Genomic DNA, 12,873 nt, shown 5'->3' on the forward strand with positions numbered 1-12,873 from the left:
TTTAGAATTATCAAACTCACAATTTTGCTGTAAATTTACAACCAATATGGCACAATTTGATACTTTTTCGTCACAAACTGACAGACCCCTTTTCGCTAAAGTTTTGATTTTGTTTGGATTAACCCTTGTTTTTCTGGCGGTTGGTTCGGCAATTGGTCTAGCTGTTTTCTCCAATATGACTGGTGTGCCGATGGCGCAATTCGCTACTTTTCAGGCAAATCCAGATCATTACCCTGATGCATGGTATGCTATGATGCTTTTACAAGCCCTTAGTACGCCTATTCCATTCATACTTTCTGCTTTGATTTTTTGGAAATATGTCGAAAAAAGGGAAATTAATCAGTGGAGCTTACGTCAACCTACGGCGTTGGTTTGGGGTATGGTGCTCATATTAGTTATAGGTTTTATGCCCTTCGACTCGTTGTTTATTGAATGGAATAAGTCAATTCAGCTTCCGAGTGCTTTGAAAGGATTGGAACAGTGGATGCAAGAAAGCGAGGAGGCTGCCAAGAAAATTACCTTGTATTTTACGGATTTTAAATCATTTCCTCAATTTGTAGTGGCGCTTGTAGTAGTTGCTGGAACGGCTGCTATCAGTGAAGAGTTACTGTTTAGAGGAGTTTTACAAAATATTTTACTCAAAAAATGGAATAACCCTCATTTGGCTATTTGGGTAGCTGCGTTTTGGTTTAGCTTTATCCATTTTCAGTTTTACGGATTAATTCCTCGCATGTTTCTTGGAGCCATGTTTGGATATTTATACTATTGGTCGGGGAGTTTGAGTTTGCCGGTTTGGGCACATTTTGTCAATAATGGTTTTACGATTTTGATGAGCTATTTATATAAAATTGGCGTTTTGGAGGTAAATATAGTAGAAACAGATTCTGTACCTTGGACGGCGGCTTTGGCTTCGGCCTTGGTATCGGTGTTGATTTTTAGAAAAATCTATCAAGATACCGCACTGAAAATTGAATAGTGAGTCTATAAATCAGAAATTTGAAATAATGAACGATTGGCAGAAGATATATGTGTCTGATAGTCCTTTTAAAACAGATTTGGCAAAAGCTTATTTAGTCGAAGAACATCAGATAGAAGCAGTTGTGATTAACAAAAGAGATAGTTCGTATCTATTGGGTGTATGTGAGCTATATGTGCCAGCTAGTCGTGCTACCTTGGCGAGGTTTTTATTAGAAAATGAAGGCGGTTTTCAGGATTCGCTGCAATGAAAGGTCAAGTCATTGATATACGAAAAAATTACGTGCATTGTGAGGTAAGTAAGAAGTTTAATTATATTTCTATCAAAATAACATGAACTTTTGAGCTACAGCATAATCATGCAATTATATTTCGTACAATTATTTAAGTAGTAGTGCAGCATTAAAATAAACTAAGTGTATGTTTAAAAAAATTATTTGGTTCTCATAAGAAAAACGAAATTTCCATTCGCGACTCCTTACTTTTCTTGTCTTGACACAAGAAAAGTAACAAAAGAAAGTCAAGAAATCCTAAACTCGCCTGCGGCTCAAACAATAGGATTTCATAAAAGCGAATACAAATTATTTCATTTTTAATAACTTAATAAAATTTAAACATACTCTAAATTATAATGTGAAATATTGATAATTATAATTTTGTATTCATAATTCATCACTCACAATTCAGCACTCATACTTATGAAGCTATTCTAAATGAAATTTTAAATTTATTAAAGAAAAGGATGAAGGAAAAATTACAGGGTATGTCCAATCTTCAGCAACGTGTGATTGCTGCAGTCATTGCAATTCCATTTTTATTGTTTTGTATCATTTATAGCGACTGGACTTTCTATGTCTTATTTGCTTTGATTTCGGTATTGGCGCAATTAGAATTTTACAAATTGCTAGGTTTGGATGGCAACGAGCCATTAACCTACTATGGCACTTTTTGTGGGTTTATTTTAGTCACAGTTACGTTTTTGATTGAGAAGGGCATTATTCCTTACGAAGACTATTATGTGTTATCACCACTAATGGCGTTGATTTTCTTTATAAAACTCTATAAATCAGAAGATGAAAAGCCATTTAAGAATATTGCTTATACTTTTTTAGGAGTAATTTATGTTGCTTTGCCTTTTGCTTTAATTATCATTTTGGCTTTCTTAACACCAGATTTCAGATTTAGCTGGCAACGTCCTCTAGGCTGTTTGTTCTTACTTTGGGCTAGTGATACAGGCGCTTATTTTGCAGGTACAAAATTTGGAAAAACCAAATTGTTCGAAAGAGTTTCGCCTAAAAAATCGTGGGAGGGAAGTATCGGTGGTTTTGCAGCAGCCATGTTAGTTTCCTTTGTTCTAACTCAATATTTCGATGATTTACAAGATTGGCAATGGTATGTATGCGGCGCTATTATCGTGGTGGCTGGTACGTATGGCGACTTGGTAGAATCGCTTTTCAAAAGAAGTATTAAAATCAAAGATTCGGCCTCTACAATCCCAGGTCATGGAGGGTTTTTGGATAGATTCGACGGTTTGTTATTGTCAGTACCATTTATCATTACATTTTTGAAAATGTTTTAATTGCTAAAAACAATATAAAAAGCGCCAATGTTCTTCTTTATGAAACATTGGCGCTTTTGCTTTTATAGGGGTGAGTCATAATGATTTCTTGGTATTTGTGATAAAAGAGGATTTATGTAAAAGATTGAATCCTATTGAGATTAAATTGAACTTAGATCTGAAAAAGACGCTTTACTTTTGTGAGGTAATTCTGTATTTTAGTGTTGTAAATTAATATAGTGTTTTGGTAAAACGTTAAAAACTGTTAAACCAATACAGGACTACAAGGTCTAATCCTTTAAATTGTATAAGTTTGCGTATTCAATCCGTTGAAATTTCAAATTAAATATTATACCATGCGATTAGCATTTAGATATATTACCATATTAATACTCTTAGTGACAGGATTTTCTGTTAAAACTTTTGCTCAGGGGCAAGATAAGAGTGTTATTTTTTCGGGAAGGGTTGTAGCTGACCGTAGTTCTGAATTTTTGCCAAGTGCTTATGTTTTTAACCCAAATTCAGGAAGAGGTACTTTGACAGATAACTTAGGTAATTTTGCCTTGTATGTATATCCTGGCGATACAATTCAGTTTTCGTATGTGGGTTACAAAAAGCGATATTATGTCATTCCTAGAGACATTGAGCAAACACACCAAGCTTATGTGCGTATGGCTGAAGAAACGAGAATGCTCGCCGAGGTAAGGGTATATCCATATAGTACAGAAGAAGATTTTAAAAAGGCTTTCCTAGAAATGCAGTTGGATAATCAGGCGGGTCGTAAGGCATTAGCGAAGAATTTGGAGCAATCGAAATTGAATGTGTTGGCGCTAAAAGCAGGTTTGAGCGGGGCTGGTAATTTCCGAAACTTCTCTGATCAAATGACTTATAGTATGGCCAATCGTAACTTTATTTCTAGTCCTTTGATGACCTTAACCAATCCATTTGCATGGGCACAGTTTATTCAGTCAATCAAGCGTGGTGATTTGAAAAAAGATGATTATAAAAAGGCCTACGAAGATGCGCCAAGTGAAGGCGTAAGTCGTCAGAAAATTATGAAAGAAATCAAGTCTGGTGGCGGAGGTCAGTAATATTGAGTGAATTGTGATTTAGTGAATGGGTGATTATTTTTAGATTGAAATTTCACCAGTATAGAGAAATGTTGCTTGGGGATGAGTTTAACACGCATTCAACGTTTTAATAAACAATACGATTCTTGACCATGATTTCATTTAGCGGGTAAATTTATTAATCCGTCATAAAATGTTTAAATAGTTTCATTATCAAAAAAGCGGTTGGAAAAACAATTTCCAACCGCTTTTTTGATATGCTATATCTGACTCAGCTTAAGATGCAATCATTGCGTCTCTACTGGTGAATTTCTTCTTAAAATAATCACTCATTCACTCAATCTCAATTCACACAATGAACTAGGGGTGACTCGTATTGGTGCTATACCTACATTCTCTACAAAAACTTAACCTCAATTCTTCTATTAAGCTTTCTATTTTCGTCTGATGTATTAGGTACAAATGGTTTGGTTTCGCCGTAGCCTTCTGCTTTAATTTTGTTGCTTGGAATACCTTTGTTGATCAAATAGTTCATCACTTCTTTAGCCCTTTTTTGTGATAAAATTAGATTGTCAGCATCTTTGCCTACATCGTCGGTATGCCCCGATATTTCCACCGAAAGCATGGGATTACTTTTTAAGAGAACTACTAATTTGTCAAGCTCAGTGGCAGATTGGGGTTGTAAATCCCACTGATTCGTCGCAAAGAAGATATTATTCAAAATTTCTTTAGCATCTTTTTGAATAGGTTCAAGGCTGATATTTAATACTTTGTCTAACGCATGAGTTTGGCTAAAATCAAAATGAAGGCTTTTGAAAAAATACCCTTGTTTATTCACAAACAAGGCATATTCTCCCGAAGTATTTAATACTGAAATATATTGACCTGTTTGAGTATCTGAGATAAATTTACCCACTGTTTGAGAAGGGTTTAAGGCTACTAATTCTAACTCTGCTGAAAGCTTTTGCTGGGTTTTAGCATCAGTTACAATACCTTTTAGGTAGGTTGTAGCTTGGATTTTGGCTTGTAATGAGCTAGGCAATGTGATTTCTACGAGTTTAGATTTTTTATATCTCTCTCCTGTATCTTGTTCTAATGAATAATATCCTTTTTGTCCGTCGGCAGTAATAAACAAGGCGACTTGGTCGTCTTGGGTGTTGATAGGATATCCCAAATTTTGAGGTGCTGTCCAGCTAACACCTTGTTTTTGAGACATAAATAAATCTAAACCGCCCATGCCTGCATGTCCTTCTGAGCTAAAGAAAAGCGTTTGTCCATTGGCATGAATAAAAGGTGATAAATCATCTTCAGAGGTGTTGATGGTATTACCTACATTTTGGGCCTTTTGCCATTGTCCTGTCGAATCTTGCTTACTCACCCAAATATCCCTTTTCCCGATACTTCCTCTTCTATCTGATACAAAGTACAAAGTTCGTCCGTCTGCCGAAAGAGATGGTTGCGAGTCCCACTCACCAGAGTTGACTGCCTGTCCCATATTGGCGGGCTTTGTCCAGTCGTTTCCTTCTCTATAACTCACAAACAAATCACAGCTTCCCAAGCTATTACGCCCTCCGCAGGCTGTAAACACCAAGGTTCGACCGTCGGCAGCAATACTGGCGGTTCCTTCATTTTGTGAGGTATTGATTAGTTCTGAAAGACTATGGGCTTGTTGCCACTGTTGATCTATCCATTTCGAAACGTATAAGTTTTCATCTCGGTTGCTATAGTTTTGAGCCGTAAATATCAACGTTTCTCTGTCGGCAGTCAGTGTGGGGAAATACTGTGTATCGAAAGCATTTATGGTATTAGGTAAGGCAATAGGCTTTATGTCAAGCGGTTGATTCACAGCTTTTAAGGCAAATTCGGCATTGGCGATACTTCTTTTGATTCGTTGAATAGTCAGGTTATTAGCTGGAGGAATTTTGGGAAGTAGTAATTCGAGATAAGCTTTGGCTTTTTGATACTCACCCTTACGCATGTACAAATTGCCTAAAAACTGTAAAGTGTTATTGGCAACACTAGCTTCGGGGTTGGAGTTATAGCTTTTTTCATAGTTCAAAATCGCATTGCCAAATTGGCGATTTTGTTCGTACAAACGACCCAATTGATAATAGGCTTCTGCAAAAAGGTTGTCTCGCTCGATAGCCTCCTCAAACTGTTGAAAAGCCTCATCAATTTTTCTTTCTTGTAAAGCCTGAAGCCCATCTTGATAGGCATTGATGGCTTTTTTATTAGTTGTAGAAAGATTTTGCTGAGCAAATACTTCGCTCATTATGAAGCATAAAAAGCAACCTAAAAGTGTCCAAAATCTAAACGTATTCATAGTTATTATAAGTAATTAGACAAGGTTAAAAGCAAATGCCTGTTAGATGATTCATCCAACAGGCATTTGCTTTTAACCTTACGGAATGTTCATAAATTTATGAACTTGTAACGAAATTCTCCACTTTGGATTGTCTTTTATGTATTCAATAATCAGAGGAAGAATAGTTTCAGACTTACTCCATTCGGGTTGTAGATATAAAAGACATTCTGGAGCCATTTGTGCGGCATAACTTTCTGCCCATTCAAAATCACTTGGATGAAAAATAACCACTTTTAATTCATGGGCTTTTTCAAAAATAGCTGGATTGGGAGCTTTGAACTTTTTAGGTGAAAAGCAAATCCAATCCCAATAACCAGTCACCGCCTCGCACACACCTGATGTTTCGATATTAGTTTGAATACCTGCATTATGCAGTGCATTTGTTAGTTCATCCAGTTGGTGCATCAAAGGTTCACCACCTGTGATTACTGCTAATTTGCCTGGGTACTTGGCTGCTTCAGCCACAATTTCGTCAAGAGTTAATCGTGGATGTGCATTTACGTCCCAAGATTCCTTTACATCACACCAGTGGCAGCCGACATCACACCCGCCCAATCTAATAAAGTAGGCGGCCTTCCCTTGGTAATAACCCTCTCCTTGGAGCGTGTAAAACGCCTCCATAACTGGAAGGGTGGTTGCTTTTATCGTTTCTTTTATTGTTGTCATGTTTTATTATCTCAGTAGTTTATTCTTTAGTTTGTGTTATAGCCAAGACTTTAGCCTTGACCTGCTATTCTAAAATATCGCCAATCATTGCCTGCAATATCCCTAATTGACTAGAACCTACATGGCAATATTTGTGGTAATTGCCTTTAGTATAATTGACTATTGAAGGTAAAAATCGCTTAAATCTAGGTATAAACGGTAACTCTGCTCGCAAATTATAATGTTCGAAGGCTCTGGTCAAAGGGGTTAAATCTTCAATTTTATAAGAGGTATTCTCAAGAAGATAATCAATAATCTTTTTATAAAAGAGCGATTTAGCTAAGAATGGTTCAACTTTTACAGTTTTAGGACGTGTAAAACGATTTTTTAAAGTTACTTTTTCTGGAGATATAGCTTCTTCATTTTTTGCTCCAACTTGTTGTGCTGGATGTTGACGATACCAAATCAAATCTTCGTTAATAAAGTCGATAGAGTTGGTAATTGATGCATACATTGCTATCCATCCATCATGGATAAAGTCGCTATCAATCTGCGTAGGAAAAGGAATAATTTCAGAAACTATACTTTTACGGAAACACATGGTGCAACCAGTAACACGATTTCCTGCCATCAGAATCTCAGTGGAGTGACCATTTTTCCAATGCTGTAGAATTTTTTCATCTAAATTGACGGTTTCCCACATTTTTTTACCCAAACTGTTCAAATTTTCATCCACTAATAAAGCGTTCGAAAACAAAACATTTGTCTCAGGATGTTGCATCATGTATTTGCTCATTACCTCCAGTTTGGTAGGAACCCAAAAGTCGTCTTGGTCACAAAGCATAATCAAATCACTTGTACATAACGAAACTGCTCGCTCAAAGTTTTTGACTGTGCGCAAAGCTGGCTTATTTTCGTAAATAAGAATTGGAAAAGGAGCTTCTATCGAACGAATTATGTCAAGCGTATTATCCGACGAATTATCATCACAGATGACAATTTCACTAGGTTTTAGTGTTTGATTAATTAAACTTTCTAATTGGGTTTTGATATACTTGCTACCATTATAAGTACAAAGTGCTATCGAAATGGTGGGTACGTTCATTTTAATAAAGTCTTTCTACTAAAATAATATTAGTGTCAGTTTGTTTACAGGTTATTAGTGGAAAAGAAATTTAATCTATCGCAATAAATTGTTTAGCAAGAACTATATAATTGAAAATAACGCATTATACTCGATAAATCAGAATCGCAAATTTACGGATAACTTCCGATTTTATCACTTGGATTTTGCAATTACCCAAGCTGTTTACTAAAAGGATAGCACTGAAATAAAATACTTTGTTGCTCTAGCTTGTACCTCTAGTTTTGTACTCATTTGATAAATGTATATCAAATTGAAAGGTATTTTGGGTTAAAATCCTATAAGATTGCACTTTTTTCAAAAAAACTTTTCTCAAATCTTCGTGCGTCCTATTATCGTTTTTTGCTAAAGTTTAATGATTTTCTTTTGTTTTAGCTTTTATCTAAATGTATTTATTCTGAAAAAAGTAAAAACTCTTCTAAAATATGTGCTTTTTGTGTCTCCTATGATTTGGTCACTTGATATATTTTTTATAGACTTTTCAAAATCTATACGCTAATTTCGCCACTCTTTTATTCATCTAAAACTAATAAACTGGCGTATAACGTAAGGATACCAAGCGTAATGCCTAACGTTCGATACTTCACAAGATCGAGCACTTTTTTAACTTAAGATTATCCTCACGGGATTGTCGCCCAATCAACATGAAACAAAAATCTATTCGCAAGCAAGATGCCTTGGATTATCACTCCAAAGGCAGGCCAGGAAAAATTGCAGTTGTTCCGACCAAAGAAACAGAAACACAGCGTGACCTTTCACTGGCCTATTCTCCAGGTGTTGCAGAACCCTGTATCGAAATTGCCAACAATGTAGAAAATGTTTACAAATACACTGCTAAAGGAAACTTAGTAGCGGTGATTTCGAATGGTACTGCTGTACTCGGACTTGGGAATATTGGCCCCGAAGCAAGTAAGCCTGTTATGGAAGGTAAAGGCTTATTGTTTAAAATCTTTGCTGATATTGACGTATTCGATATTGAGCTAAATACTCAAGATCCAGAAGAGTTGATTCGTACAGTAAAAGTATTGGAACCAACATTTGGAGGGGTAAACTTGGAAGATATTAAGTCTCCCGAGTGTTTTGAAATTGAAGAGAGACTCAGACAAGACCTCAAAATTCCTATTATGCACGACGACCAGCACGGAACAGCGATTATTTCGGGTGCTGCGCTCATCAATGCATTGGAATTGGTAAATAAGAAAATTGATGAATGTAGATTCGTAATTTCTGGAGCAGGTGCTGCGGCTTTGTCTTGTGCTAAATTGTACTTGTTATTAGGTGCAAAAATTGAGAATATTTTGATGTTTGATAAGGACGGTTTGGTGCACAAGCGCCGTACCGACCTCAATAAATATGTTGCGCCATTTGCTACCAACACCGAAGGTATCGAAACCTTAGCCGATGCGATGAAAGGTGCTGATGTATTCTTGGGCTTATCGGTGGGTAATATTGTATCGCAAGATATGATTCGCTCGATGGCAAATGATGCTATCGTATTTGCAATGGCCAATCCAACACCAGAGATTTCGTATGAAGACGCTGTGGCTGCTCGTCCAGATATCATTATGGCAACGGGACGTTCGGATTATCCTAACCAAGTAAACAATGTATTAGGATTTCCGTATATTTTCAGAGGAGCGCTTGATGTACGTGCTACAGGAATCGACGAAAATATGAAAATGGCAGCAGCAAAAGCACTTGCTGAACTAGCCAAAAAACCTGTGCCAGATATTGTAAACTTGGCATACAACGAAAAAAACCTGTCTTTTGGTCGTAACTATATTATTCCAAAGCCTGTTGACCCTCGTTTGATTACAACGGTTTCTATTGCGGTTGCCAAAGCTGCTATGGAATCAGGAATTGCCCAAAATCCTATTACGAATTGGGAAGCTTATGAGCAGGAATTGGCAAAACGTTTGGGATTGGATAACCAGTTGATGCGCTATATCATCAATCGTGCTAAGAGAACGCCAAAACGTGTGGTTTTTGCTGATGCTGAAAATTTGAAGGTATTAAAAGCTGTCCAACAAGCTAAAGACGAAGGTATTTGTATTCCTATTTTGCTGGGTAATGTTCAAAAAATCCAACGTATCATAGAGGAGCATAACTTGGAGTTAGGTGATGTGAAAATTATTGATACTCGTGATGCTCAAAACGCAGACCAGTTAAAACGTTATGGCGATATTTTCTTCGAAAAGCGTAAACGCCGTGGTTACAATCAGTACGAAGCTCACAAACAAATGCAGGTACGTAACTACTTTGCTGCTATGATGGTGGAGACTGGCGATGCAGACTGTGTTATTTCTGGTTTGACTCGTAACTATCCTAATGCTATTCGTCCAGCGTTGCAAGTGATTGGTCGTGACGAAGGCGTGAAAAAAGTATCGGGTATGTATATCTTGTTGACGAAAAAAGGACCATTGTTCTTCTCTGATACGACGGTAAACTTCAACCCAAGTGTGGAAGAAATCGTGGAGATTACTGAGTTGACTGCCAAAGCTGTTGAGCAATTCAATATTCGTCCGCGAATCGCTATGTTGACGTATTCTAACTTTGGTACTGCCGATGGTGAAGATGCTGTTAAAATGCGTGAAGCTACGGCAATTTTACAAAGAAAGCATCCAGATATGATCGTAGAAGGGGAGATGCAGGCACACATGGCGTTTGATACTGACTTGGTACGTGAAAATTATCCATTCTCGAAGTTAGCAGAAGAAGGAGCAAACGTATTGATTTTCCCGAACCTTTCGGCAGCAAATATTTCTTACAACTTATTGAAAGAAACAGGAGATATTGAATATATCGGACCAATTTTGCTTGGTTTACGAAAACCTGTACACGTATTGCAATTAGGTTCATCAGTTCGTGAAATTGTTAACATGGTAGCGATTGCCGTGGTAGAAGCACAATCAAAGTAGGTTTTTCTTTGGTGCCATTTGCTATTTTAAAAGGAAGTTTCGAAGTTTTTTCGAAGCTTCCTTTTTCTATTTACAGAAATACTGAAAAAGAAATAGGTGTGTTTAAATAGATTTTTCCTCACTTAACTGTACTAATTTTAATTATATCCTAGGATGTTTTTAAAACAAAAAGAAAATGAAAACTGATTTTTTAGTATCTTTGACAACACACTACCTTTACCCGTTCTAACAAAAAAGACCTAATCAGGACAATTTATAAAGATGTATCCATTCAGACGACATATAGACCATACATACTTGGATGAGGTGTATGGAGGCGAACGTGACATTATTACTATGATGATGGGAGTATTTCTGTCCGACTCGGTGCCCTCATGGCAAAGTGTAGGGTCTCTTTTGGCTAGTAATGATTTTGTTGCAGCAGGTCAGGTGGTACATCGTATCAAGCCTTCTTTTACAATGGTTGGTCTTCAAGATTTTCATGAGCCTGTTCAAGCTTTGGAACATGCTTTGAAACAAGGCATAGCATCATCTGTTATACTTGATTTACACAAATTGATTGACGAAGAGCTAGCACTCATTATACCACAAATAGAGGCTTATCTGTCAGAAGAATCATAAGGTATGACCTAAGTCCCCTTAATAATAGTTTGTTATTATGTATCGAAGTAAACTTGATGGTAATTAGAAGTATATTTTTCTGATTATTGATTAAGTGGAATGGTGTTTGTTGGGTTCGATACCAATAAAGCTTATTAAATCCTTTCTACTAATTATATCAAATATTCTAAGGGTATGAAACAATTTATTGAGATTCTCCTCGTAATTGCGTTGTTTTTGGTTTTTTATACTTACGTTGGCTATGGAATTGTAGCTTGGATTTTAGTGAAAATTCGACGTTCCTTAGGAAAAACCTTTATCGCTGATTTTGACCCTGAATATCTTCCCGAAGTTACTCTCGTTGTACCTGCTTATAATGAAATGAGCTGTATCGAAAGTAAGCTTTTTAACTCCTTAAGTTTAGACTATCCCACCAAAAAGATTGAATTCTTGTTTGTAACTGAGGGCTCAACTGATGGCACAAGCGAGTATATCGAGTCGATATGCGCTCAATATCCAAATGTTCGGATGATTGGAGGAACGGCACGTCGTGGTAAAATTGAGGCTATGAATATGGCGGTGCCAACGATCAAATCTCCGATTGTGATATTTACAGACGCCAATACCACCTTGAACAATCAAGCAATCAAAGCGATTGTTCGTCATTTTAAGGACGAAAAAGTGGGTGCTGTAGCAGGAGAAAAGCGTATCCAAACCAACGACGCCGAAGCCGCCGCAGGGGCAGGAGAGGGGTTGTATTGGAAATATGAGTCATTTTTGAAAAAACTTGATACACAGTTATATAGCGTAGTAGGGGCAGCAGGTGAGCTTTTTGCCGTAAGAACACCATTATTTAATCCCGTAGAAAAAGATACTTTGCTCGACGATTTTGTGATTTCCCTTCGTATTGCTGCTGATGGATACCGTGTTATCTATGAACCTGAAGCTTATGCTATTGAGCGACCGTCGTTCTCTATCCAAGATGAAATGAAGCGTAAAATCCGCATTGCCGCAGGTGGTTTTCAAGCTATTGCTCGTTTAGGGTTTTTGTTGAATATTTTCAAATATGGCTTGTTATCTTTCCAGTATGTATCGCACCGTGCTATGCGCTGGGCGGTAGCACCATTTTGCTTACCAATTATTTACTTCCTCAATTTGCTACTAGTTTTACAGGCAGAACAGGGATTTTTGCCTCGGTCTTTTTATCTACTTTTATTTCTTGCACAAACAGCATTTTATGGATTGGCTATTGTGGGATATACCTTAGAAAACAAACAAATTCGTATCAAACTACTGTTCGTGCCATTCTACTTTTCGTTTATGAACTGGTGTGCCATCAAAGGCTACGCTCGTTATCGCAATGGATTAACTTCAGGTATCTGGGAAAAAGTTAAAAGAGCGGAGTAGTTTTTTTGAGGGGATAGGGGTGAGGCATCAGGGGTGAGTTTTTTTCTTTTGAAGCGAACAGGGACAAAGTATTTTTTGGGTATAGGGGTAAGGGTATAGGGTTTAGTTTTTTCGAAAAAAGTTGAAAACGTAGGTTAAATTGAGTAGATGGAGTGCGGTTTTTTTTATTCTAACCCCTAACCCCTAACCCC

At 37.0% G+C, this 12,873-nt stretch carries 10 protein-coding genes; 7 read left to right on the forward strand and 3 right to left on the reverse strand.

The features are described 5' to 3' along the window. The first annotated feature begins 46 nt into the window (after positions 1 to 46). The 4 genes from GVN22_RS08275 to GVN22_RS08290 all read left to right on the forward strand — a co-directional run bounded on the left by GVN22_RS08275 (position 47) and on the right by GVN22_RS08290 (position 3,624). Positions 47 to 976 (forward strand): CPBP family intramembrane glutamic endopeptidase, encoded by a 930-nt coding sequence (locus GVN22_RS08275; protein WP_166550560.1) that lies wholly within the window; start codon positions 47 to 49, stop codon positions 974 to 976. Between the two features lie 28 nt (positions 977 to 1,004). Beyond that, complete coding sequence (locus GVN22_RS08280; RefSeq protein WP_141234719.1) at positions 1,005 to 1,226, forward strand: DUF2007 domain-containing protein; 222 nt, start codon at positions 1,005 to 1,007, stop codon at positions 1,224 to 1,226. Positions 1,227 to 1,717: 491 nt separating this feature from the next. Then, entirely contained in the window at positions 1,718 to 2,554 is an 837-nt protein-coding gene (locus GVN22_RS08285) for a phosphatidate cytidylyltransferase (protein ID WP_166550561.1), read from the forward strand. 335 nt (positions 2,555 to 2,889) lie between these two features. Continuing rightward, entirely contained in the window at positions 2,890 to 3,624 is a 735-nt protein-coding gene (locus GVN22_RS08290; RefSeq protein ID WP_166550562.1) for a carboxypeptidase-like regulatory domain-containing protein, read from the forward strand. Between the two features lie 376 nt (positions 3,625 to 4,000). Here GVN22_RS08290 and GVN22_RS08295 read toward each other — a convergent pair whose 3' ends face one another. The 3 genes from GVN22_RS08295 to GVN22_RS08305 all read right to left on the reverse strand — a co-directional run bounded on the left by GVN22_RS08295 (position 4,001) and on the right by GVN22_RS08305 (position 7,718). Then, positions 4,001 to 5,926, reverse strand: a complete 1,926-nt coding sequence (locus GVN22_RS08295) for an OmpA family protein (RefSeq protein ID WP_166550563.1) — start codon at positions 5,924 to 5,926, stop codon at positions 4,001 to 4,003. A 78-nt stretch (positions 5,927 to 6,004) separates the two neighbouring features. Continuing rightward, positions 6,005 to 6,634 (reverse strand): 7-carboxy-7-deazaguanine synthase QueE, encoded by a 630-nt coding sequence (locus GVN22_RS08300; RefSeq protein ID WP_205690817.1) that lies wholly within the window; start codon positions 6,632 to 6,634, stop codon positions 6,005 to 6,007. Positions 6,635 to 6,698: 64 nt separating this feature from the next. Beyond that, entirely contained in the window at positions 6,699 to 7,718 is a 1,020-nt protein-coding gene (locus GVN22_RS08305) for a glycosyltransferase family 2 protein (RefSeq protein WP_166550564.1), read from the reverse strand. Between the two features lie 683 nt (positions 7,719 to 8,401). Between GVN22_RS08305 and GVN22_RS08310 the strand changes: the two genes are divergently transcribed. The 3 genes from GVN22_RS08310 to GVN22_RS08320 all read left to right on the forward strand — a co-directional run bounded on the left by GVN22_RS08310 (position 8,402) and on the right by GVN22_RS08320 (position 12,682). Further along, entirely contained in the window at positions 8,402 to 10,675 is a 2,274-nt protein-coding gene (locus GVN22_RS08310; RefSeq protein WP_166550565.1) for an NADP-dependent malic enzyme, read from the forward strand. A gap of 261 nt (positions 10,676 to 10,936) precedes the next feature. After that, a complete protein-coding gene (locus GVN22_RS08315) occupies positions 10,937 to 11,296 on the forward strand; it encodes an Hpt domain-containing protein (RefSeq protein WP_166550566.1) in 360 nt (119 codons plus the stop codon). A gap of 174 nt (positions 11,297 to 11,470) precedes the next feature. After that, on the forward strand, positions 11,471 to 12,682 hold the full coding sequence (locus GVN22_RS08320; RefSeq protein ID WP_166550567.1) for a glycosyltransferase family 2 protein: 1,212 nt from the start codon (positions 11,471 to 11,473) through the stop codon (positions 12,680 to 12,682). The last annotated feature ends 191 nt before the right edge of the window (positions 12,683 to 12,873 follow it).

Origin of the sequence: Cellulophaga sp. BC115SP (assembly GCF_009905545.1) — a bacterium.
Lineage (GTDB): Bacteria > Bacteroidota > Bacteroidia > Cytophagales > Spirosomataceae > Flectobacillus > Flectobacillus rivi.

Coding starts and splice junctions, on each gene's coding strand:
- GVN22_RS08275 (WP_166550560.1), top strand. CDS start 47: ATGGCACAATTTGATACTTTTTCGTCACAAACTGACAGACCCCTTTTC.
- GVN22_RS08320 (WP_166550567.1), top strand. CDS start 11,471: ATGAAACAATTTATTGAGATTCTCCTCGTAATTGCGTTGTTTTTGGTT.
- GVN22_RS08300 (WP_205690817.1), bottom strand. CDS start 6,634: ATGACAACAATAAAAGAAACGATAAAAGCAACCACCCTTCCAGTTATG.
- GVN22_RS08315 (WP_166550566.1), top strand. CDS start 10,937: ATGTATCCATTCAGACGACATATAGACCATACATACTTGGATGAGGTG.
- GVN22_RS08280 (WP_141234719.1), top strand. CDS start 1,005: ATGAACGATTGGCAGAAGATATATGTGTCTGATAGTCCTTTTAAAACA.
- GVN22_RS08290 (WP_166550562.1), top strand. CDS start 2,890: ATGCGATTAGCATTTAGATATATTACCATATTAATACTCTTAGTGACA.
- GVN22_RS08295 (WP_166550563.1), bottom strand. CDS start 5,926: ATGAATACGTTTAGATTTTGGACACTTTTAGGTTGCTTTTTATGCTTC.
- GVN22_RS08285 (WP_166550561.1), top strand. CDS start 1,718: ATGAAGGAAAAATTACAGGGTATGTCCAATCTTCAGCAACGTGTGATT.
- GVN22_RS08310 (WP_166550565.1), top strand. CDS start 8,402: ATGAAACAAAAATCTATTCGCAAGCAAGATGCCTTGGATTATCACTCC.
- GVN22_RS08305 (WP_166550564.1), bottom strand. CDS start 7,718: ATGAACGTACCCACCATTTCGATAGCACTTTGTACTTATAATGGTAGC.